Below are 21,898 nucleotides of genomic sequence, written 5' to 3' on the forward strand. Positions count from 1 at the left end.
GCGGGATGAAAATAGAACGTAACCCTTTTCGCGACTATACGGCTGAATCCGCCCTGTTTGTACGCCGCGCCCTGGTGGCGTTCTTGGTCATCCTGGTGCTGTCCGGCATCCTGATCGCCAACCTGTATAATCTGCAAGTGGTCCGCGTCGAGGATTACCGCACCCGCTCCAACGAAAACCGCATCAAGCTGGTGCCCATCGCGCCCAGCCGCGGCATTATCTACGATCGCAACGGCACTCCGCTGGCGCTCAACCGCACCATTTATCAGCTGGAACTGATGCCGGAAAAGGTCGACGATCTCAAAGCCACGCTGCAGGCGCTGCGCCCGGTGGTCGACTTGACCGATGACGACATCACCAATTTCGAAAAAGAGCGCAAGCGCTCGCGCCGTTTCGTCTCCATTCCGGTGAAAACCGCGCTGACCGAGGTGCAAGTCGCCCGTTTTGCGGTCAATCAGTTCCGCTTCCCGGGCGTGGAAGTGAAAGGCTACCAGCGCCGCTACTATCCCTACGGCTCCGCCCTCACCCACGTCACCGGCTACGTGTCGAAGATCAACGACCGCGACGTCGAGCGGCTGGACAAAGACGGCAAACTGGCCAACTACGCCGCCACCCACGATATCGGCAAGCTGGGCATCGAACGCTATTACGAAGACACGCTGCACGGCAAAACCGGCTATGAAGAGGTCGAGGTCAACAACCGCGGCCGGGTGATCCGCCAATTGCACGAACAGCCGCCTTCCGCCGGTCAGGACGTCTACCTGACGCTCGATCTTAACCTGCAGCGCTATATCGAACAGCTGTTGGTCGGCAGCCGCGCCGCGGTGGTGGTGAGCGATCCGCGCACCGGCGCCATCCTGGCGATGGTCTCCAACCCGAGCTACGATCCGAACCTGTTCGTCGACGGCATTTCCAGCAAGGACTATCAGGGGTTGCTGAACGATCCGAATCGCCCGCTGATCAACCGCGCCACCCAGGGGGTCTACCCGCCCGCCTCGACGGTGAAGCCTTATATCGCGGTGTCGGCGCTGAGCGCCGGGGTGATCACCAAAAACACCGTGGTGTTCGATCCCGGCTGGTGGCAATTGCCCGGCTCGGAAAAACGCTTTCGCGACTGGAAGAAATGGGGCCACGGCCGCCTGAACGTCACCAAGGCGCTGGAAGAGTCCGCAGATACCTATTTCTACCAGGTCGCTTATGACATGGGGATCGATCGGCTGTCGACCTGGCTGACCAAATTCGGTTACGGCCAGTACACCGGCATCGATCTGTCCGAAGAGCGCTCCGGCCTGATGCCGACGCGCGAATGGAAGCAGAAACGCTATAAAAAACCGTGGTATCAGGGCGACACCATTCCGGTAGGCATCGGCCAGGGTTACTGGACCGCGACGCCGATCCAGATGGCCAAGGCGCTGAACACCCTGATCAATGACGGCACCGTCAAAACGCCACACCTGCTGCAGAGCACCCGCATCAACGGCGCGCTGGTGCCGTTCAAACAGGAAGAAAACACGCAGATCGGCGATATTCACTCCGGCTTCTGGGAAATTGCCAAAGACGGCATGTACGGTGTGGCCAACCGTCCGAATGGGACGGCGCGCAAATACTTTGCGGACGCACCTTATAAAGCCGCGGCGAAATCGGGTACCGCACAGGTATTCGGCTATGAAACCTACAACGCCCACAAACTGGCGGAGCACCTGCGCGATCACAAACTGATGACCGCCTTTGCACCGTTCAACAACCCGACGGTGTCGGTCGCCATCATTCTGGAAAACGGCGGCGCCGGTCCGGCGGTGGGGACCATCACCCGCCAGATCCTCGACCACATTCTGCTGGGCGACAACAATACGCAATTGCCAAGCGAGGCCCCGCTGCCGCCTGGCGTAGAAGGTGACTAAGGTAGAACATGACTGAAAGCCAACAAAAAGGCTCGATCTGGACCAAAATCCACATTGACCCGACGTTCCTGCTGCTGATCCTTGCCCTGTTGGTCTACAGCGCCTTCGTGATGTGGAGCGCCAGCGGCCAGGACATCGGCATGATGGAGCGCAAGATCGGGCAGATCGTCATGGGGCTGATCGTGATGGCCGTCATGGCGCAGATCCCGCCGCGCGTGTACGAAAGCTGGGCGCCCTATCTGTATATCTTCTGCGTGATTTTGCTGATCCTGGTGGACGCCTTCGGGCAGATCAGTAAAGGCGCGCAGCGCTGGTTGGATCTCGGCGTAGTGCGCTTCCAGCCGTCGGAAATCGCCAAGATCGCCGTGCCGCTGATGGTGGCGCGCTTTATGAACCGCGACGTTTGCCCGCCTTCGCTGAAAAACACCGCCATCGCGCTGGTGCTGATCTTCCTGCCGACGCTGCTGGTGGCCGCGCAGCCGGATCTGGGCACCTCTATCCTGATCGCCGCTTCCGGCCTGTTCGTACTGTTCCTGTCCGGCATGAGCTGGAAGCTGATCGCCGTCGCCGCCGTCGCGCTGGCGGCCTTCATCCCGGTGCTGTGGTTCTTCCTGATGCACGGCTATCAGCGCGACCGCGTCATGATGCTGCTCGATCCGGAGAGCGACCCGCTCGGCGCCGGTTATCACATCATTCAATCCAAGATCGCCATCGGCTCCGGCGGCCTGTCCGGCAAGGGCTGGCTGCACGGCACCCAGTCACAGCTGGAGTTTCTGCCGGAGCGCCATACCGACTTTATCTTCGCCGTCCTGGCCGAAGAGCTGGGGCTGATCGGGGTGCTGGTGCTGCTGGCGCTTTACCTGCTGGTGATCATCCGCGGGCTGATGATCGCCGCCAAGGCGCAAACCACCTTTGGCCGCGTCATGGTCGGCGGCTTGATGCTGATTTTGTTCGTTTATGTCTTTGTTAACATCGGTATGGTCAGTGGCATTTTGCCGGTAGTTGGCGTACCTTTGCCTCTGGTCAGTTACGGGGGTTCGGCGCTGATAGTGTTGATGGCGGGTTTCGGCATCATCATGTCGATCCACACGCATCGGAAAATGCTGTCTAAAAGTTTATAAGAGGTGAGTAATGCGTAAGGAATGGCTTTGGATCGGCGTCGCGGCGGTGTTGCTCTCCGCCTGTACCGCCCCGACCACGGAACAGCAAGCCCCTCCGCAGCCGTACAACGGCCCGGTGGTGGAAATCGGCGGCGTCGAGCCTCAATATGAACCCTATAACCCTAATAACATGCAGGATTATAAGGTTAATGGCGATACTTACCGCATCGTAAAAGATCCGCAGAACTTCTCGCAGACCGGCCTGGCGGCCTGGTATGGCGAAGAGGCCAACGGCAACACCACGGCGCTGGGCGAGCAGTTTGACCCCAACGGCCTGACGGCGGCGCATCCGACCCTGCCAATCCCAAGCTATGTGCGCGTCACTAACCTGGCCAACGGCCGTCAGCTGGTGGTGCGCGTCAACGATCGCGGGCCATACACCAAGGGCCGCATCATCGATCTGTCGAAAGCCGCCGCCGACCGCCTCAACCTGTCCAACAACACCAAGGTCAAGGTAGATTTCATCAACGTGGCGCCGGACGGCACGCTGAGCGGCCCCGGCACCATCGGCACCATCGTGGCGAAACAGAGCTACGCCCTGCCGGCGCGCCCGGATCTCGGCTCCAGCGGCATGGGCACCCCTATTCAACAGGAGGCGCCGATCGCCAGCGGCGCGGCGGTGCGCCCGATCGATAACAGCACTCTGCGCACCGACGACAACAGCGCCCCAGCTGCCGGCGGCAATGCCGCCAACGGCCGCAGCGGTTTCCTCGGCGCGCCGAGCGCGGTGCCGGCCGGGGTGCTGGAAGGTTCCGAACCTGAAGCCGCCGCGGTAGCCGCACCGGTCGCGGCCGGCGCTGCGGCTGTCGGCACGGCTGCTGCCGCCTCTTCCGGCGGCTACGTGGTGCAGGTCGGCGCGCTGAGCAGCGCCGAACGCGCCCAGAGCTGGCAACAGAGCCTGAGCCAACAGTTTGGCGTGCCGGGCAAAGTGGCGGCTAACGGCAACGTTTACCGCGTCCAGCTTGGCCCGTTCAGCAGCCGTCAACAGGCGGCCCAGCTGCAGCAACGCCTGGCGAGCGAAGCGCAACAACAGTCTTTCGTTACTGCTGCACCCTGAGCGTTAAGCCCGGCGGGCATTCACGGCCGATAAGCGGTTATTTAGCTGAAACATTTTCTTGCAGCTAAAAGGGCACTAACCGCAATTAGTCAGATGAATGGGTAATGCCTGCCGGGATCGCATCTGCTATAGTGTGGCTCGTTTTTTAACTTTACTTTCACGGATGTTGTAGTCCCGATCATGAAACAAGTAACTTCTTTTCGCTTAATCAAAAGCATCGCCCTCGGCACCGTTATCGCAATGAGCGCAGCCTCCGTTGCGCACGCCGATGACGTTAACATCAAAACCATGATCCCAGGTGTCCCGCAGATCGATGCGGAAGCGTACATCCTGATTGATTACAACTCCGGCAAGGTGCTGGCCGAGATGAACGCCGATGCGCGTCGCGATCCGGCCAGCCTGACCAAAATGATGACCAGCTACGTCATCGGCCAGGCGCTGAAAGCGGGCAAAATCGGCCAGGACGATCTGGTGACCGTCGGCCAGGACGCCTGGGCGACCGGCAACCCGGTGTTCAAAGGCTCCTCGCTGATGTTCCTGAAGCCGGGCGATCGCGTGCCAGTCTCCAAACTGACCCGCGGCATCAACCTGCAGTCCGGTAACGACGCCTGCGTGGCAATGGCCGACTACGTCGCCGGCAGCCAGGACGCGTTCGTCAACCTGATGAACACCTACGTCAGCAAGCTGGGCCTGCAGAATACCCACTTCCAGACGGTGCACGGCCTGGATGCGCAGGGCCAATACAGCTCGGCGCGCGACATGGCGCTGATCGGCCAGGCGCTGATCCGCGACGTGCCGGAAGAATACGCGATCTACAAAGAAAAAGAGTTCACCTTCAACAATATCCGCCAGATGAACCGCAACGGTCTGCTGTGGGATAACAGCCTGAACGTCGACGGCATCAAAACCGGCCATACCGACGCGGCGGGCTACAACCTGGTGGCTTCGGCGACCGAAGGCCAAATGCGCCTGATCTCCGCCGTGATGGGCGGCCGCACCTACAAAGGCCGTGAAGCCGAAAGCAAGAAACTGCTGACCTGGGGCTTCCGCTTCTTCGAAACCGTGGCGCCGCTGAAAGTCGGTAAAGAGTTCGCCTCCGAGCCGGTCTGGTTCGGCGATGCCGACCGCGTTGAGCTGGGCGTGGACAAAGACGTCTACCTGACCATTCCGCGCGGCCGCATGAAAGATCTGAAGGCCAGCTACGTGCTGAACACGCCGGAAATTCACGCGCCGCTGGCGAAAAACCAGGTGGTGGGCAGCATCAACTTCCAGCTGGACGGCAAAACCATCGACCAGCGTCCGCTGGTGGTCATGAACGAAGTGAAAGAAGGCGGCTTCTTCAGCCGCATCGTGGACTACATCAAACTGATGTTCCACCACTGGTTCGGTTAACGGTTGAAACGGGCGAAATCGTCCCCATATAGTGAATAACACTAACTCCCGCCCCGGCGGGAGTTATACTTTATAGATTAGCTAGCACTCTGGAGCGCACGCACATGCAAAAAACTAAACTGAACGAACTGCTCGAATTCCCTTGCTCGTTTACCTACAAGGTAATGGGCCTGGCGCAGCCTGAGCTGGTTGACCAGGTGGTTGAAGTGGTGCAGCGCCATGCGCCGGGCGATTACAACCCGCAGGTCAAGCCAAGCAGCAAAGGCAACTACCACTCCGTCTCCATCACCATCAATGCCACTCACATCGAGCAGGTCGAAACCCTGTACGAAGAGTTGGGCAACATTGAAATTGTTCGCATGGTGCTGTAATTCCAGCATAAACCCCTGCTTATCAACCCGGGATGGCGCAGCGTCTTCCCGGGTTGCGCATTTTTGGTCAGCGAAAGGCTGGTCGCAGGCCGGAGCGCCCGGTATAATGGCTTTACCACTTCTGTAACCTGACGATGACTCTTTTGCAACCAGACAAGATCATTTTGCGTCAGCTGGGGTTGCAGCCCTACGCGCCTGTATCCCAAGCCATGCATAACTTCACCGACAGTCGTACCGAGACCACGCCGGACGAGCTGTGGCTGGTGCAGCATCACCCGGTGTTCACCCAGGGTCAGGCCGGCAAAGCCGAACACGTGCTGATGCCCGGCGACATCCCGGTTGTCCAGAGCGATCGCGGCGGCCAGGTGACCTACCACGGGCCGGGTCAGCAGGTGATGTACGTGATGGTCGATCTGAAACGCAACAAGGTCGGCGTACGTCAATTGGTCACGGCGATAGAAGATACGGTTATCAACACCCTCGCCCACTTCCGCCTCACATCGCGCGCCCGTCCGGATGCGCCCGGCGTGTACGTGGGGGAGCAAAAAATCTGTTCGTTGGGTTTGCGGATCCGCAAAGGCAGCTCATTCCACGGCCTGGCCCTGAATGTGGCGATGGATCTCAGCCCCTTCCAACGCATCAACCCTTGCGGTTACGCCGGTATGCAGATGACGCAGGTCAGCGCGCTGGCGCCCGGCGTTGGCATTGAAGACATACACCCAATCCTGGTACAGGAATTTGTTCATTTACTCGGCTACCAGACGGTCGAGCTTCGTAACTGGAACCTGCACGATTATGAGTAAACCAATTCAGATGGAACGCGGCGTCAAATACCGCGATGCTGACAAAATGGCGCTGATCCCGGTCAAAACGGTGGTCACCGAACGGCAGGAGCTGTTGCGTAAACCCGAGTGGATGAAGATCAAACTGCCTGCCGACTCAACGCGCATTCAGGGCATCAAAGCCGCGATGCGCAAGAACGGCCTGCACTCCGTCTGTGAGGAAGCCTCGTGCCCTAACCTGTCCGAGTGTTTCAACCACGGTACCGCTACCTTTATGATCCTCGGCGCCATCTGCACCCGCCGCTGCCCGTTCTGCGACGTGGCCCACGGCCGCCCGATCGCGCCGGACGCCAACGAGCCGGAAAAGCTGGCGCAAACCATCGCCGACATGGCGCTGCGTTACGTGGTGATCACCTCGGTTGACCGTGACGATCTGCGCGACGGCGGCGCTCAGCACTTTGCCGACTGCATCTCCGCCATCCGCGCCAAAAGCCCGAACATCAAAATTGAAACGCTGGTGCCGGACTTCCGCGGCCGTATGGACCGCGCGCTGGAGATCCTCACCGCCACGCCGCCGGACGTATTCAACCACAACCTGGAAAACGTGCCGCGCGTCTACCGCCAGGTGCGTCCGGGCGCCAACTACGAATGGTCGCTGAAGCTGCTGGAGCGCTTTAAAGAAGCACACCCGGATATCCCGACCAAATCCGGCCTGATGGTCGGCCTGGGCGAAACCAACGCGGAAATCATTGAAGTGATGCGCGATCTGCGTCGCCACGGCGTGACCATGCTGACGCTGGGTCAGTACCTGCAGCCGAGCCGCCACCACCTGCCGGTGCAGCGCTACGTCAGCCCTGCCGAGTTTGACGAGATGAAAGAAGAAGCGATGGCGATGGGCTTCACCCACGCCGCCTGCGGCCCGTTCGTGCGTTCGTCTTACCACGCCGATCTGCAGGCCAAAGGGATGGAAGTGAAATAACGCGTAATAGTTTGTTACGCTATAGACGGCGGAAACGCCAAAAAACGGATGTCCACAAGGCATCCGTTTTTTATTGCGCGCGGCCAGACGGGGTTAAACGTCTTTCTTTTCGACGCTCTGCTGAGCGGACTGGCTTTCGGCGGCGTTGTTGCCGGCGGCCGGCGGCGTGCTGTCATCGCCCACGGCTTTTTTAAAGCCTTTCAGCGCCGCGCCAAGATCGGCGCCGAGCGTACGCAGTTTGCTGGTGCCGAACAGTAAAATCACCAACACCGCAATCACCAGAAGTTTGGTAATGCTGATACCTTCCATACTCACCTTCTTATCATAGAGCGCTGCGTGAACAGCGAGAAAAACTGACCTTGCCTGCGAATATTTAGCGACTTTCCTTCGGCTCGCACAACCGCAACATGTAACAGAGTGAGATCGGTCGCAGGAATGCCACAGGGCCTCTGGACGTGAATCCAAGACTATTCTTAGTTTATCACCCGCATGATACGCTGCCATGATACTCATCAGGGAGATGCCGGATGTATATTGCCCCACCCATTTTCGATGCCCGAAAATCCGGCCTCAGCTTCGCCAAACGCACCTACCTGCCCCGCGTCGTCGGTCTGGGGCTCGGCTTTATCTGCGTCTGCGCCGCGCTCTACCCCCTGGCTCCGCCCGCGGCGGTCTGGCTATTGCTGGCCTTTCACGGCTTTCTCTGGCCACATCTCGCCTACCGCCTGGCCCGCCGCGCCAAAGATCCGTTCAAAGCCGAAATTCGCAACCTGTTGATCGACTCCGCTTTCGGCGGCTTCTGGGCGGCGATGATGGCGTTCAACGCGCTGCCCGCCATCGTCATCCTGTCGATGATGAGCATGAATAACATCGCTTCAGCCGGCAAAACGCTGTTTGTAAAAGGATTGGCCATGCAACTGGCCACGGCGGCGTTCACCGCCGCGCTGCTCGGCTTCCCGTTTCACCCCTACAGCACGCCGTTGCAGGTCTATCTGTGCCTGCCGATGATCTACCTTTACCCGACGCTGCTCGGGCTGGTGACTTACCGCACCGCCAAGCGGCTGGCGGAAAAGAAACAGGAGCTGCAGCGCATCAGCACCCACGATGGGCTGACCGGCTTATACAACCGTCGCCACTGGGAGCATCTGCTGCATCGTCAGTTCGACAGTTGCCGTCGCTACCAGGATAAGGCCACGCTGATCCTGATGGATATCGACCGCTTCAAAACCATCAACGACACCTTCGGCCATGCTTTGGGGGATGAGGCCCTGGCGGCGCTGGCGGAAGAGCTGCTGATCGGCTTGCGTAACGTGGATATCGTCGGGCGCTACGGCGGCGACGAGTTTGGCGCGGTGCTGCCGAACACCAACGCCGAGCAGGCGGAAATCGTCCTGCGACGCATCCAGCAGCGGCTGGATGCGGTCAGCTTCAAGGAGGCGCCGCAACTGCGGCTGCAGATCAGCGCCGGCATCGCCAACTACCACCCCGCGTTGGGCGGCTATCTGGACTGGCTGAAAGCGGCCGACAGCGCGCTCTATCGGGCGAAGCAAAACGGCCGCAACCGGCTGGAAACGGCAGTGCCGCCAGGGGAGTAACTTACTGACTTAATAACTTGGCAAAATACTTCGGCGCTTCAACAAAGCCTTCGCGCAGGTAAAACGCATGGGCCCGCTCGCGGCGACTGTGGCAATGAACCTCCAACCGATCGCAGCCGCGACGGTGCGCCAACGCCTCTCCCTCCGCCAACAACCGCCGCCCCACGCCCGCGCCGCGCGCCCGATCGTCGACGCAAAAATAGCTGATGCGGCCAATGTCGCCGGCCAACGCCAGCTGCGGCAGGAAATGCAGCGACAACACGCCCAGCACTTGCGCCCCGTCCGCCGCCACCAGCAGCGCCTCGTCCGGGTGCGCCAACAGTTGCTGCATGCGCTGCGTCAGAAACGCCTCGGTGCCGGGATAGCCCAACGCCGTCATCAATTCGGCGATAGCGTGCCGGTCGCCCAGACGCGCCGCTCTGATTTCCATCGGTTTTACCTCGCAGGGGGTCGATACTACAAAATAGACGGCGTTAGGTGTAACATCCATCGGGTACGGTGAAAAAGGCCGTGCGGCACGCTGGAGATGACATTCCTCCCTAACCGCCTTCACAGGCTGATGATGTCTACGTAACCTCTCGGAGAGAGGCGCGTAGCGTTACGCCTGTCCCTTACCGAGCCCGTGAATTTCTCTGTTTGAAAGGGAGTTGCCCCATGTTGAGTTCTTTACTGGCCGTCTTTATCGGCGGCGGCGTCGGCAGCGTTTTGCGCTGGGCGGTAAGCATGAAAATGAATCCGCTGAACGCCCACATTCCGCTAGGGACGCTGATGGTCAATCTGATCGGCGGTTTTATCATCGGTCTGGCGATGGCGATTTTCACCCGCATGACACACCTGGATCCCACCTGGAAACTGCTGATCACCACCGGCTTCTGCGGCGGCCTGACCACCTTCTCCACCTTTTCGCTGGAGGTGGTGTATCTGATGCAGGACGGCCGCTTCGGCTGGGCATTGGCCAACATGTTGCTTAACCTGGCCGGCTCGCTGGCGATGACGCTGCTGGCCTTCATGCTGGTGATGTGGGTCAACGGGCGCTAAGCCCTTAATGTTTCCTTAATCTTGCATGCGCATAATCTCATCCAGAACTCCTGACTGGATGAGAAATCGCTATGTTTAGCCTGCCGAAAACCACCGCCGAAGCGATCGCCGTTGCGCTGTGCGTGCTGATCGTCGCCGCCTTTATCAACGCCTACCTGTTCGCCTAAACACCTTTTCCCCGCAACGCGCGTTCATCTTGCGTCCTCCCCATCCGTTACACTACAATTGAGAATGAACGTTCACACCCAAAATTGTGAACCCGGCTCACGCGCAGCAAAGGATCGGGCAGATGCTCTCCCCCAACGACAGTAAACAGGCCAAAGTGCAGGCGCGCCGCGATCAGATCGTCGAAGCGGCGAAAACCAGCTTCCGCCGCCACGGCTTCCATGCCGCCAGCATGGCGGAGATTGCCCAGGGCTCGCAGCTCAGCGTCGGGCAAATCTATCGCTATTTCGCCAATAAAGACGCGATTATCGAAGAGATCGTCAATCGCATCATCACCAGCAAGATGCAGCGCCTGGAAAACCTTGGCGATCACATCAACCTGATCGCCGGCACGCTGGCGGCGCGCACGCTGTTTCAGCAACCGGGCGAGAGCGAAACCGATCACATGCTGATGCTGGAAGTGACCGCCGAGGCCACGCGCAACCCGGTGGTGGCCAAACTGCTCAGCGATGCGGAGGCGCGGCTGTTTCGCCACGTGTGCCACAACCTGCAGCGGCTGTATCCCGATTTCAGCGCGGAAGAGATCGCCGCGCGGGTGGAGTTTATCGCCGTCATGAGCGAAGGCACCGGTTACCGTATCCTTACCACGCAAAAAGCCGATGCGTCCCTGCTGCGCGATCTGTATCAGCAGGCCATTTCTCACCTGTTCAGGAAATCTTAATCTCCCATGACCAAACACTTAGCCAGACAACGTCTGGTGTACGCCGTCGTGCTTGGCCTGTTGGCCGCGCTGGGGCCGCTGTGCACCGATCTCTATCTGCCCGCCCTGCCGGAAATGGCGGGCGAGCTGAATACCTCCACCGCCGCCGCGCAGCTCAGCCTGACCGCCGGGCTGCTCGGCCTGGGCGTCGGCCAGCTGATTTTTGGCCCTTACAGCGACAAACTGGGCCGTATGCGCCCGCTGCTGCTGTCGCTGATCCTGCTGCTCGGCGCTTCGCTGTGGTGCGCGCTGGCGCCCACCATTGACCAACTGCTGATCGCCCGCCTGCTCCAGGGCATCGCCGGCGCCGGCGGGGCGGTGATTTCCCGCGCCATTGCTCGCGATCTGTACGCCGGCCACGAGCTGACCCGTTTCTTCGCCCTGCTGATGCTGGTTAACGGCCTGGCGCCGATCGTCGCGCCGGTGCTGGGCGGCGTCATGCTGCAGGTGATGAACTGGCGCGGCATCTTCGGCGTGCTGGCGGCCATCGCCGTGCTGCTGTTCAGCCTGTCGGCGCTGAAGCTGCGCGAATCCCTGCCGGTCGAGCGCCGCAGCCAGGGCGGCATTCTGGCGATGCTGATGTCGCTCGGCGGGTTGCTGACCCAGCGCTATTTCATGGGCCTGTGCCTGACGCAGGGCTTCGTAATGGCCGGCATGTTCGCCTATATCGGCGCTTCGCCTTTCGTCTTGCAGCAGATCTACGGCCTCAGCCCGCAGATGTTCAGCCTGTGCTTCGCCATTAACGGCGTCGGGCTGATCATTGCGGCGCAGCTGGCCAGCCGTCTCAGTTCACGTTGGGGGGAACGCCGGGTATTGAGGGGCGGGTTAACGCTGGCGGCCGTCGCATCGCTGTTGCTGCTGTTGGCCGCCGCGCTGCATGCGCCGCTGGTCGTGTTGCTGGTGCCGCTGTTCTTCTCGGTGGCGGTGATCGGCATCGTCGGCCCGACCGCCTCGTCGCTGGCGATGCAAAGCCAGGGGGACAAAGCCGGCAGCGCGTCGGCCTTGATCGGCGTGTGCATGTTCGCGCTCGGCGCCTGCGCCGTGCCGCTCACCGGGCTGGGCGGCACCTCGGCTCTGTCGATGGCGCTGACCATCGTCGGCTGCTACGCCATCGCCATCCTGCTGTTCAGCCTGTTGGCCCGCCGCAGCGACGCATAACGCGCCCAATAAAAAACCCGCTCAATGAGCGGGTTTTAAGAAATTCAGCTACGCAGCTTAGATAGCAGTAACGTTAGCGGCAGATGGGCCTTTGGCACCGTTCGTGATTTCAAATTCTACACGCTGGCCTTCAGCAAGCGTTTTGAAACCGTTGCTAACGATGGCAGAGAAGTGAACGAAAACGTCCTTGCTACCATCTTCCGGAGTAATGAAACCGAAGCCCTTGGATTCATTAAACCACTTAACGCTACCTTTAATCTTAGACATCAAACTTACCTTTAACGTGAATGAAAGACACAAAACCTGTGTCGATTACAGTACAGCAAGCAGGCAGGATTTTGTCCACCACCGCGATCACAGAAATCCGATAAAGAGTGAAAAAATCCGTGTTGTCCGGTGTAAATGGATTGCACCGGTTGCGATAAGTTACCGTTCCAGGTCAATCCTCTCCCTGCGCCGGCGAACAACGCGCGAACGCCCAAACCCGCCCGCTTACCCCAGCGTTGACGCCCCCATGCAGACGCAATCGCTATGAAATATAACCAGATGGTCTTTTTGCTTCGGCGGCCCCTGCACTAGGGTTAGGGTTTATTTCCCACTGTGAGCCAAGCCTATGACCAGCCAGTTGGCAGACAAAATCATCGCCTATCGGCGTGAACTGCACCAAAACCCGGAGCTTTCCAATCACGAATTCGCCACCACCGCCCGCCTGACCCGCTGGCTGCAAGAGGCGGGCATTCGCCTTCTGCCGTTGGCGCTGAAAACCGGCGTCGTGGCGGAGATCGGCAGCGGCCAGGGGCCGATTATCGCGCTGCGCGGCGACATCGACGCCCTGCCGATCGACGAAATCGCCGACGTGCCCTTCAGTTCGCAAAACAGCGGCGTGATGCACGCCTGCGGGCACGACTTTCACACCTCGGTAATGCTCGGCGCCGCACACCTGCTCAAAGCGCGTGAAGCCGAACTGGCGGGTACGGTGCGCATCTTCTTCCAGCCGGCGGAAGAGACCTTCAACGGCGCCCGACACCTGATCGACGCCGGCGCGCTGGATAACGTCGCGGCGATATTTGGCCTGCACAATGCGCCGGAGCTGCCCACCGGCACCTTCGCCACCCGCGCCGGGCCGTTCTACGCCAACGTCGATCGCTTCCAGATCCGCATCACCGGCAAAGGCGCCCACGCCGCCAAACCGGAACAGGGTGTCGATACCATCGTCACCGCCAGCCAGATCGTCGGCGCGCTGCAAACGCTGCCCAGCCGCAGCTTCAGCTCGCTGGAATCGCTGGTGGTGAGCGTGACGCGCATCGAAGGCGGCAATACCTGGAACGTGCTGCCGCAAACCGTCGAGCTGGAAGGCACGGTGCGCACCCACAGCGATGCGGTGCGCCGCCAGGTGCCGGATAAAATTCGCCAGGTGATCGACGGCGTTGCCGCCGCGCTCGGCGCGCAGGCCGAACTCCACTGGCAGTCGGGGCCGCCGGCGGTGATCAACGACGCCCATTGGGCGGCGTTCAGCAAAACCGTCGCCGCCGAGGCCGGCTACCGGGTCGAAGAGGCGGAGCTGCAAATGGGCGGCGAGGATTTCGCGCTGTATCTGCATCACGTGCCGGGCGCGTTCGTCAGCATCGGCTCCGCCAGCGAATTCGGCCTGCACCATCCGCGTTTCAATCCCGATGAGCGCGCCCTCTTTCCTGCCGCCCACTATTTTTCGCTGCTGGCGGAGCGCACGCTGCAACAATTAACCCCCGCAGCGAAAAAAGCCCTCAGCAACGCCTGAATAACGTGAAATAGTATTTCCCCGACGCCGCTGATGCCGCGCCGGGGATTATTATTTTCGCTCGCCGTGATATTTGCAGTTTTCAACATTTGAATATGCTGTTTTGTTGTTTTACATCCCGCCAGCGCTCATCAATAGTGGACGCATCAGACACCGCGCGCCTTTCGGCGCATGACAGGATAATCACGATGAGCGACAACGCGAATAATCAACGGCAATTACGGCTGGGCGCCATTCTGCACGGCGCATCGGGAAATATGTCCGCCTGGCGCCACCCGGACGCCACCGCCGACGCCAGCATCAACCTCGAATTTAATATCGCCTCGGCGAAAAAAGCCGAACAAGGGAAATTCGATTTCGTCTTCGTCGCCGATGGCTTATATATCAACGAAAAGTCCATTCCGCATTTTCTTAACCGTTTCGAGCCGTTGACCTTATTGGCCGCGCTGTCCGCCGCCACCGACAAAATTGGCCTGGTGGGCACGCTCTCCACATCCTACAGCGATCCGTTCACCGTCGCCCGCCAGTTCGCCAGCCTCGATCACCTGAGCAACGGCCGCGCGGGCTGGAACGTGGTGACGTCGCCGCTGGAAGGTTCGGCCAAAAACTTCTCGCGCGCCGAACACCCGGAGCACAGCCTGCGTTACCGCATCGCCGGCGAGTTTCTCGACGTCGCCAAAGGACTGTGGGACTCCTGGGAGGACGATGCCTTCGTGCGCAATAAGGCCAGCGGCGAATTTTTCCGCGCCGGGAAACTGCACACCCTCAATCATCAGGGGGAGTTCTTCTCGGTGCAGGGGCCGTTGAACATCGGCCGCACGCCGCAGGGCCGCCCGATCCTGTTCCAGGCCGGCGCCTCCGAAGACGGCAAACGGCTGGCGGCCAAGCACGCCGATGCGATCTTCACCCATCACGACACGCTGGAGCAGGCGCAGGATTTCTACCAGGACGTGAAGCGGCAGCTGGTGGAACAGGGGCGCGAACCGGACGACCTGCGCATCTTCCAGGGCGTGAGCGTGATCGTCGGCGACGACGATGCGGACGTCGAGCGCCAGTACCAGGAGACCGCCCGTCTGGTCAGCATCGAGAACGCCCTCAACTACCTGGGCCGCTACTTCGAACATTACGACTTTTCCCGCCATCCGTTGGACGCGCCCTTCCCGAACATCGGCGATCTGGGGCAAAACAGCTTCCGCAGCACCACCGACGCCATCAAGCGCAACGCCCGCGAGCGTAACCTCACGCTGCGCCAGGTGGCGCTGGAGGCCGCCTCGCCGCGCCCGGTGTTCAGCGGCACGCCGGAAGCGGTGGCGGACGGCCTGCAACGCTGGTTCGACGGCGAAGCCGCCGACGGCTTCATCATCAGCGGCGGTACGCCCAACGCCTTCGGGCACTTCGTCGATCGGGTGGTGCCCGTCCTGCAACGGCGCGGCCTGTTCCGCCAGGCGTACCACGGCGATACGCTGCGCGAGCACCTGGGCCTGAAGCGTCCGTTGAACAGATTCACCCAATAATAAGATCGTTTTCAGGGATACCCGCTATGCAGAAAACCGTTACCGCCGCTCTCGTGGCGGCCTTGCTGAGCCTGACCGGCGCCGCGCAGGCGGGCACCGGCATCGATTTGCAGGCCAATGAAACCCCTATCCATGCGCCGAAAAACCCGCAGGCGATCGCCAAGCTGCCGGCCGATTTCCGCTTCGTGAAGCCGGGCCGGTTCACCGTCGCGATCGCCGCGCTCAACACGCCGCCGCTGGCGCTGTTCGCCGCCGACAACCGGCGGCTTATCGGCAGCGAAGTGGATATCGCGCAGTTGGTGGCCGACAGCCTGGGGCTGGAACTGAACGTAGTGCAAACCTCGTGGGAAGACTGGCCGCTGGGGGTGGTTTCCGGCAAGTATGACGCGGCCATCACCAACGTCACCGTCACCAAAGAGCGCAAAACCCGCTTCGACTTCGCTACCTATCGCATCGACTCGCTCGGCTTTTATGTCAAAACCGGCGGCAAGATAGCGACGATCAAACAGCCTGCCGATATCGCCGGATTAAAGATCATCGTCGGCTCCGGCACCAACCAGGAAGCCATCTTGCTGGCATGGGACAAGCAGAATCGGCAGCAGGGGCTCAAACCCTTCCAGCCGATCTACGTGACCGACGATGCGGCCGCCACGCTGGCGATCCAATCCGGCCGGGCCGACGCCTATTTCGGGCCCAACGTGCTGGGCGCCTATAAAGCGGCGCTGAATGGCCGTACCCGGCTGGCGGGCACGGTGCAAGGCGGGTGGCCCAAGGCGGCGCACATCGCCGTCACCACCCGTAAAGGCAACGGGCTGGTGCAGGCGGTGAATGAAGCGCTGAACGGCGCGATCCGCGGCGGGCAGTACGATCAGGTGCTCAACCGCTGGGGCGAGAGCGTCGAACGCCTTGCGCAGTCGGAAATCAACCCGCCCGGTCTGGGCGATTAGGAGCGCGCGATGACGCAAGACACTTTCATTCAAACGCTGCCGACCGATCCGCTGATCGCCCCGGTGATCGAGGGGCTGTTCGGCGAATATCGTCAGCGCTACGGCGACTATTTTGGTGACCAGGAACCGGAACCGCTGGACCTGTACGCGCCGCCGCAGGGCGCCTTCATCGTGCTGCTGCGCGCCGATACGCCGATCGCCATGGGCGCCTTCAAGCGCTATGACGGGCAAACCGCCGAGCTGAAGCGTATCTGGACGCGGGGCGATCTGCGCCGCCAGGGCCTGGCGCAACGGGTGTTGCAGCAGTTGGAAACGCTGGCGCTGGCGCAGGGTTATCGCCGGCTCTATCTGACCACCGGCTTTCGCCAGCCCGAAGCGGTGGGCCTGTACCTGAGCAACGGTTATCAGCCGCAGTTCGATCCCACCGTCGACAGCGAGGTTTACAGCCGCCCGCCCTACGATGGCCGCCTGCCGTTCCGCAAAAGCCTGATTGCAGAGGACGCCTGTTGTTGCGCGTCGGAAAGGAAAATCGCCTAAGGCCCCTTTATCTGTATCAGGAGACATGACATGTCCAAACAAGAAGTCTTGAAAGTAGTGCCCGCCCGCTATCCGCTGCGGCTGATCGGCGCGCTGTTTTCGCTGTTTATTCTGGCCGCCATCGTGCAATCGGTGGCGGGCAACGCGCGCTGGGAATGGGGCGTGTTCGCCGAGTGGTTCTTCGCCCCGGCGGTGCTGGCAGGGCTGGGACAGACCCTGCTGCTGACGCTGCTCGGTACGCTGTTCAGCATCCTGTTCGGCACCCTGCTGGCGCTGGCGCGGCTGTCGCGCTCTTACCTGCTGGCGTCGCTGGCCTGGGGATATATCTGGCTGTTTCGCTCGCTGCCGCTGATCCTGGTGCTGATCATCCTGTATAACTTTTCCTATCTGTACGACGCCATCTCGCTGGGCATTCCCTTTACCTCGGTGGTGTTCGCCAGCTACCCGACCATCGATATCCTCGGCCAGTTCGCCGTGGCGGTGCTGGGCCTGACGCTGGTGCAGTCCGCCTATACCGCCGAGATCATCCGCGGCGGCATCCTGGGCGTGGATTACGGCCAGCACGAAGCTGCGGCGGCGCTGGGCCTGCCGGGCTATCGCCGCACCTTCCGCATCATTCTGCCGCAGGCGCTGCGATCCATTATTCCGACCGGATTCAACGAGATCATCAGTCTGGCGAAAGGCACCTCAATCGTTTATGTGCTGGCGCTGCCGGAGCTGTTTTACACCATCCAGGTGATCTATAACCGCACCCAGCAGGTGATACCGCTGCTGATGGTGGCCACCGTCTGGTATCTGTTCATCACCACCGCCCTGTCGGTGATCCAATACTACATCGAACGCTATTTCGCCCGGGGCGCGGTGCGCGAACTGCCGCCGACGCCCTGGCAGAAACTGGCCGGCTGGCTAAAACGTTAGGAGACCCGCATGTCTGAAGCCATTGATTATTACGCCTTGCCCGAACAGCCGGCACGCAATCTCACCCCGGTGCCGGCGCGCGGCCTGATCGAAATCAGCAACGTCAGCAAGTTCTTCGGCAAACACAAGGCGTTGGACGACGTCAGCCTGACGCTGCAGCCGGGCACCGTGACCGTGATCCTCGGGCCTTCCGGCTCCGGAAAATCGACGCTGCTGCGGGCGATCAACCATCTGGAGCGCGTCGACGAGGGCTTTATCCGCATTGACGGCGACTACGTCGGCTACCGCCGCAAGGGCAACCGGCTGTACGAGCTGAAGGAAAAGGCCATCCTCCGGCAGCGCATCAACGTCGGCTACGTGTTCCAAAACTTCAACCTGTTCCCGCATCTGACGGTGCTGGAAAACATCATCGAAGCGCCGGTGGTGCACAAGATCCACTCCCGCGAACGGGCGAAAGCGGTAGCCTATGAGCTGCTGGATACGGTCGGGCTGCGCCACAAGGCGGACGCCTACCCGCGCCACCTCTCCGGCGGCCAACAGCAGCGCATCGCCATCGCGCGCGCGCTGGCGCTGAACCCAAAGGTGATCCTGTTCGATGAGCCGACCTCCGCGCTCGATCCCGAGCTGGTCGGCGAAGTGCTGGACGTGATTAAAGGGTTGGCGGATCTGGGCGTCACGCTGGTAGTGGTGACGCATGAAATCGGCTTTGCGCGCGAAGCGGCGGATCGGGTGGTGTTTATGGTCGACGGGCAGATCGTCGAGCAGGGCGATGCCAGACAGGTGCTGGCTCAGCCGCAGCACCCGCGCACCGTCAACTTCCTCAACAAAGTGCTGTGAGCGTCGCGGGGCGCCGATGCGCCCCGCGCAGGAGCAGGTTAGAGGCCGGCGAAACGCCGCTTTTCGGCGGCGAAATCCAGCGGGCGGATCCCCTGCTGGTTTTTGTCCTCTTCGGTCAGCAACGCCGGGGGAATAAACCAGGTCACCTCGAACAGCAGCCCGTCCGGATCGTGACCATAAATGCTTTTGTGCACGCCGTGATCCTCTTCCAACCCGAGAATGCCGCGTTCGACCAGCTGATGGCGAATGCGCTCCAGCTCTTCCAGGCTGTCCACTTCCCAGGCCAGATGGTACAGCCCGGCCGGCGGCTCATGCTCCGCCGACGGCTCGCCGTTGGCGCGAAACACCCCGGCGCGCTGCTGGCCCAGGTTCTTGCTGAACAACGCCAAATCGTGATCGTTGTCCGAGTCGGCGGCCTGGGTAAATACCGCCCGATCGGGGCTGTCGGACGGCTTCAGCTTGAAGCCCAATACCTGATGATAAAAGTCGGCGCTCTGCCGCACGTCGCTGACGTACAGCACGGCGTGATTGAGACGTTTGATGCCCATCGCTATTCCTTTTTGCGCATTGAATAAAGTCAGCATGAACATAGCATGTCGCCGGGAAGCCGCTAAATGCCGTTATCGCATGACTAAATGCCGCCCGCGCAATCTGTCGCTGCAAGGCATTCCGCGCTATCATAAGCGCTGTATTGAACCTTTTTGTGAGAATAGCGATGAACGGCAAGATAACGACTTTTTTTGAAGACAAAGGCTTCGGCTTTATTACCGACGAGAACGGAGAAAATCGTTATTTTCACGTGATTAAAGTGCAAAACCCGGAGCTGATTAAGAAAAACGCGGCGGTGACCTTCGAACCGACCAACAACACCAAAGGCCCGTCGGCTTATGCGGTCAAAGTGTTGGCGCCCAGCAAATACATCATCATCGCCAATGAAAGAATCAAGATCACCAGCATCAAGTCTTTCAATACCTTCACCAAGGAAGTGCCGGTCAAAGCCGACGTGGATAAAGAGAACACCGTGCTGTCGGTCGGCCTGCTGATGAACCGCATTCGCCCGCAGTCTGAAGACCAGGCGCAGGCCATGCAAACGCTGCGCATGCTGACCATCACCACCTTCCAGAACACCACCCATACCTTCTCCGAGCACGAGATCGACATGGATGAGACCATCAAGGCGCTGAAAAGCCTGTAAGCCTCTGCGTACAGAAAATAACCAACGAAATTTGTCGTCGCCTGTGTTAGCGTGAGTTTTCACCTGACACAGGCTATTGATATGTCCGATTCCAGCAGCGTCAAAGGTTTTATCAACCGCTCCACCCAAATCGTCTGCCCTAAATGCGGCTATGTTACCCGGCAAAAATGCGCGGCAATGCTGCAAGACGTGATATTGATTTGCCCTAATTGCGAAACCCGTTTCGAGCCCAGGCAAGGCTGAAAACGGTTAGCGGAACAGGATATGCTCGACGCTGTTGCCGTTCACCACGTTGAACGACTCCACCCGATTACGCCCCTGCGATTTGGCACGATACAGCGCGATATCCGCCATGTTCATCAACTGCTCCAGCGATTTCACCTCGTTCATCGCCAAACTGGCGACGCCGACGCTGATGGTGATTTTCAACGTCTGCTTGCCTTCCGCCTGCAGCTCCGTCTGCTCCACCAACCGGCGCAGATGCTCCCCCAGCGCCACGCCCTGCGCCGCCAACGCGCGCGGCAGCATGATGGCGAACTCTTCCCCGCCCAAGCGGCCGAACAGCTGATCGTGCCGCAGCTCGCGCCGCACGATGTGCGCGAACGACGCCAGCACCTGATCGCCGGCGCTGTGGCCGTGCGTATCGTTGATCTGCTTGAAATGATCGATATCGATCAGCAGTAACGACACCGCTTCTTTGGAACGGTGCTTGTGCTCCAACAGCTCGCCCGCTTTGCGCGTCATCGCGCTGCGCGCCAGCACGCCGGTCAGGAAATCGTGGTTGGCGCTGTGCTCCAGACGCCGCATAAGCTTACGGTTGGCCGCGATGGAACTGGCGAGGATCAGCGGCCCCATCACCAGCATGGCGATACCCAATCGGGCGGACATCAGCGTGTCGAGGAAGGCATTATGGTTGTTCGGCGTTTCATACAGCACCAGGTTGGCGGAGATGCTGCTGATCTCAGACATACCGGTCAACAGCGTCAGCAACGTCACCGGGAACAGCTGGTAGCGCACCGCGCACCACAGCAGCGCCGGGATCGGGAAGGCGATCGCGCCCGGCCCGCCGATATAGACGCTGAACGCCAGTGACAGCAGCAGCGCCAGCAGCGGCAGGCAGCCTTTCAAGCGCCAACGCACCTGCATGCGCAACAGCTGTTTCAACCGCGGCGCCGCCATCAGCACCGGCAACAGCAGCAGGGTCGTCGAAAACTGTTCGCTGAACCAGGCCAGCCAGGCGACCACCACCGTGTTGTTGTACAGGCTATCGTTACGCAGCACGGACAGCGTCGACGCCACCGCCGCACCGGCCAGGCTGGCGCTGAACATATAGAGTATCGCCTGGGGTTTACCCATGCGCCGTTGAGATTGCGGCAGCATCAGCATGATGCCGTAACCGACGACGATCAGCGACATGTTGCAGGCGTTCAGCCACAGCGCCAAAGACCAGCCCTCGCCGGTGCTGAGATCGGCAGCAACCATGCCCAGATAGGTCGTGAGCCAGCCGAGCGGCGTGGCGTAAGCGGGTTTGCGCAGCAGCAGGCCGAGCAGAATCGCATTCACCGGCCAAAATAAAGAAAGCGAGCCAATCGGCCGGCTAAGAATGCCCACCAGGGAAAGTAAAAAGGCCAGCATGAAAAGATTGATGAGCTGAACCGTAAGCGGCAGGCCATGCCTGGCGTTTATTCTGGCGTTCATCGCCTCGCCCATATTTTGCTAATAACCAGAATAATAATGTGCATACTCTCTCGCCCGGCCAGTGAGGGATAATCAACCCGGATTTCAACCAAAAAAGCCAGACAAATCAATAATAAA

General features: G+C 60.4%; 24 protein-coding genes and 1 riboswitch. Of the genes, 19 read left to right on the forward strand and 5 right to left on the reverse strand.

Annotated elements, in window-relative coordinates:
* Positions 1-5: 5 nt before the first annotated feature.
* From mrdA to lipA, 7 genes are all read left to right on the forward strand, one after another.
* Complete coding sequence (mrdA, locus tag ACJ8M3_RS12270) at positions 6-1,901, forward strand: peptidoglycan DD-transpeptidase MrdA (protein WP_089196717.1); 1,896 nt, start codon at positions 6-8, stop codon at positions 1,899-1,901.
* Positions 1,902-1,909: 8 nt separating this feature from the next.
* Positions 1,910-3,022 carry a peptidoglycan glycosyltransferase MrdB gene (gene mrdB / locus ACJ8M3_RS12275; RefSeq protein WP_004940006.1) on the forward strand — a complete coding sequence of 371 codons (1,113 nt, stop codon included), beginning with the start codon at positions 1,910-1,912 and terminating at the stop codon, positions 3,020-3,022.
* A gap of 10 nt (positions 3,023-3,032) precedes the next feature.
* A complete protein-coding gene (rlpA, locus tag ACJ8M3_RS12280; protein WP_033642159.1) occupies positions 3,033-4,118 on the forward strand; it encodes an endolytic peptidoglycan transglycosylase RlpA in 1,086 nt (361 codons plus the stop codon).
* 180 nt (positions 4,119-4,298) lie between these two features.
* Positions 4,299-5,510, forward strand: a complete 1,212-nt coding sequence (dacA, locus tag ACJ8M3_RS12285; protein ID WP_004940010.1) for a D-alanyl-D-alanine carboxypeptidase DacA — start codon at positions 4,299-4,301, stop codon at positions 5,508-5,510.
* Between the two features lie 104 nt (positions 5,511-5,614).
* Positions 5,615-5,881, forward strand: coding sequence for a DUF493 family protein YbeD (ybeD, locus tag ACJ8M3_RS12290; protein WP_004940012.1), 267 nt, complete (start codon positions 5,615-5,617; stop codon positions 5,879-5,881).
* Between the two features lie 134 nt (positions 5,882-6,015).
* Positions 6,016-6,684, forward strand: a complete 669-nt coding sequence (gene lipB / locus ACJ8M3_RS12295; protein WP_033651147.1) for a lipoyl(octanoyl) transferase LipB — start codon at positions 6,016-6,018, stop codon at positions 6,682-6,684.
* A complete protein-coding gene (lipA, locus tag ACJ8M3_RS12300; RefSeq protein WP_004940018.1) occupies positions 6,677-7,642 on the forward strand; it encodes a lipoyl synthase in 966 nt (321 codons plus the stop codon). The genes lipB and lipA overlap by 8 nt, the downstream gene beginning before the upstream one ends.
* 93 nt (positions 7,643-7,735) lie before the next feature.
* Here the strand turns inward: lipA and tatA are convergent, their stop codons facing one another.
* Positions 7,736-7,951 (reverse strand): Sec-independent protein translocase subunit TatA, encoded by a 216-nt coding sequence (tatA, locus tag ACJ8M3_RS12305; RefSeq protein WP_004940019.1) that lies wholly within the window; start codon positions 7,949-7,951, stop codon positions 7,736-7,738.
* Between the two features lie 218 nt (positions 7,952-8,169).
* On the opposite strand from tatA, the gene ACJ8M3_RS12310 reads away from it, so the two are divergent.
* The gene (locus ACJ8M3_RS12310; RefSeq protein WP_089196715.1) at positions 8,170-9,237 is read left to right on the forward strand and encodes a diguanylate cyclase; all 1,068 of its coding nucleotides are present in this window, start codon (positions 8,170-8,172) and stop codon (positions 9,235-9,237) included.
* Position 9,238: 1 nt separating this feature from the next.
* Here the strand turns inward: ACJ8M3_RS12310 and ACJ8M3_RS12315 are convergent, their stop codons facing one another.
* A complete protein-coding gene (locus tag ACJ8M3_RS12315; RefSeq protein ID WP_033651145.1) occupies positions 9,239-9,667 on the reverse strand; it encodes a GNAT family N-acetyltransferase in 429 nt (142 codons plus the stop codon).
* A gap of 83 nt (positions 9,668-9,750) precedes the next feature.
* Positions 9,751-9,813, forward strand: a riboswitch (Fluoride riboswitch).
* A gap of 78 nt (positions 9,814-9,891) precedes the next feature.
* On the opposite strand from ACJ8M3_RS12315, the gene crcB reads away from it, so the two are divergent.
* The 3 genes from crcB (at position 9,892) to ACJ8M3_RS12330 (ending at position 12,358) form a co-directional block, all read left to right on the forward strand.
* Entirely contained in the window at positions 9,892-10,275 is a 384-nt protein-coding gene (crcB, locus tag ACJ8M3_RS12320; RefSeq protein WP_004940022.1) for a fluoride efflux transporter CrcB, read from the forward strand.
* 289 nt (positions 10,276-10,564) lie between these two features.
* On the forward strand, positions 10,565-11,161 hold the full coding sequence (locus tag ACJ8M3_RS12325) for a TetR/AcrR family transcriptional regulator (RefSeq protein ID WP_033642155.1): 597 nt from the start codon (positions 10,565-10,567) through the stop codon (positions 11,159-11,161).
* A gap of 6 nt (positions 11,162-11,167) precedes the next feature.
* Positions 11,168-12,358, forward strand: coding sequence for a multidrug effflux MFS transporter (locus tag ACJ8M3_RS12330; protein WP_089194379.1), 1,191 nt, complete (start codon positions 11,168-11,170; stop codon positions 12,356-12,358).
* 57 nt (positions 12,359-12,415) lie between these two features.
* Here the strand turns inward: ACJ8M3_RS12330 and cspE are convergent, their stop codons facing one another.
* Positions 12,416-12,625 carry a transcription antiterminator/RNA stability regulator CspE gene (gene cspE / locus ACJ8M3_RS12335; protein WP_004940030.1) on the reverse strand — a complete coding sequence of 70 codons (210 nt, stop codon included), beginning with the start codon at positions 12,623-12,625 and terminating at the stop codon, positions 12,416-12,418.
* A gap of 346 nt (positions 12,626-12,971) precedes the next feature.
* On the opposite strand from cspE, the gene ACJ8M3_RS12340 reads away from it, so the two are divergent.
* The 6 genes from ACJ8M3_RS12340 (at position 12,972) to ACJ8M3_RS12365 (ending at position 18,888) form a co-directional block, all read left to right on the forward strand.
* Positions 12,972-14,135, forward strand: coding sequence for a M20 peptidase aminoacylase family protein (locus ACJ8M3_RS12340; RefSeq protein WP_069100251.1), 1,164 nt, complete (start codon positions 12,972-12,974; stop codon positions 14,133-14,135).
* A 188-nt stretch (positions 14,136-14,323) separates the two neighbouring features.
* Positions 14,324-15,649: an LLM class flavin-dependent oxidoreductase gene (locus tag ACJ8M3_RS12345; RefSeq protein WP_089196713.1), complete on the forward strand. Its 1,326-nt coding sequence runs from the start codon at positions 14,324-14,326 to the stop codon at positions 15,647-15,649.
* A 26-nt stretch (positions 15,650-15,675) separates the two neighbouring features.
* Positions 15,676-16,596 carry an ABC transporter substrate-binding protein gene (locus tag ACJ8M3_RS12350; RefSeq protein ID WP_089196712.1) on the forward strand — a complete coding sequence of 307 codons (921 nt, stop codon included), beginning with the start codon at positions 15,676-15,678 and terminating at the stop codon, positions 16,594-16,596.
* Between the two features lie 9 nt (positions 16,597-16,605).
* Entirely contained in the window at positions 16,606-17,133 is a 528-nt protein-coding gene (locus tag ACJ8M3_RS12355; protein ID WP_033651141.1) for a GNAT family N-acetyltransferase, read from the forward strand.
* Positions 17,134-17,163: 30 nt separating this feature from the next.
* Positions 17,164-18,051 (forward strand): amino acid ABC transporter permease, encoded by an 888-nt coding sequence (locus tag ACJ8M3_RS12360; RefSeq protein ID WP_004940038.1) that lies wholly within the window; start codon positions 17,164-17,166, stop codon positions 18,049-18,051.
* A 9-nt stretch (positions 18,052-18,060) separates the two neighbouring features.
* Entirely contained in the window at positions 18,061-18,888 is an 828-nt protein-coding gene (locus ACJ8M3_RS12365) for an amino acid ABC transporter ATP-binding protein (RefSeq protein ID WP_015376924.1), read from the forward strand.
* A 38-nt stretch (positions 18,889-18,926) separates the two neighbouring features.
* Here ACJ8M3_RS12365 and ACJ8M3_RS12370 read toward each other — a convergent pair whose 3' ends face one another.
* Positions 18,927-19,436 (reverse strand): VOC family protein, encoded by a 510-nt coding sequence (locus ACJ8M3_RS12370; protein ID WP_089196711.1) that lies wholly within the window; start codon positions 19,434-19,436, stop codon positions 18,927-18,929.
* A 167-nt stretch (positions 19,437-19,603) separates the two neighbouring features.
* Between ACJ8M3_RS12370 and ACJ8M3_RS12375 the strand changes: the two genes are divergently transcribed.
* On the forward strand, positions 19,604-20,083 hold the full coding sequence (locus ACJ8M3_RS12375; RefSeq protein ID WP_004940042.1) for a cold-shock protein: 480 nt from the start codon (positions 19,604-19,606) through the stop codon (positions 20,081-20,083).
* Positions 20,084-20,164: 81 nt separating this feature from the next.
* Complete coding sequence (locus tag ACJ8M3_RS12380) at positions 20,165-20,326, forward strand: YnfU family zinc-binding protein (protein ID WP_015376921.1); 162 nt, start codon at positions 20,165-20,167, stop codon at positions 20,324-20,326.
* A 6-nt stretch (positions 20,327-20,332) separates the two neighbouring features.
* On the opposite strand, the gene ACJ8M3_RS12385 is transcribed toward ACJ8M3_RS12380, so the two are convergent.
* Positions 20,333-21,781, reverse strand: a complete 1,449-nt coding sequence (locus tag ACJ8M3_RS12385; RefSeq protein WP_033644213.1) for a GGDEF domain-containing protein — start codon at positions 21,779-21,781, stop codon at positions 20,333-20,335.
* Positions 21,782-21,898: the final 117 nt, after the last annotated feature.

It is taken from the genome of Serratia sp. CY55921, assembly GCF_052167655.1.
GTDB classification, from domain to species: domain Bacteria; phylum Pseudomonadota; class Gammaproteobacteria; order Enterobacterales; family Enterobacteriaceae; genus Serratia; species Serratia ureilytica.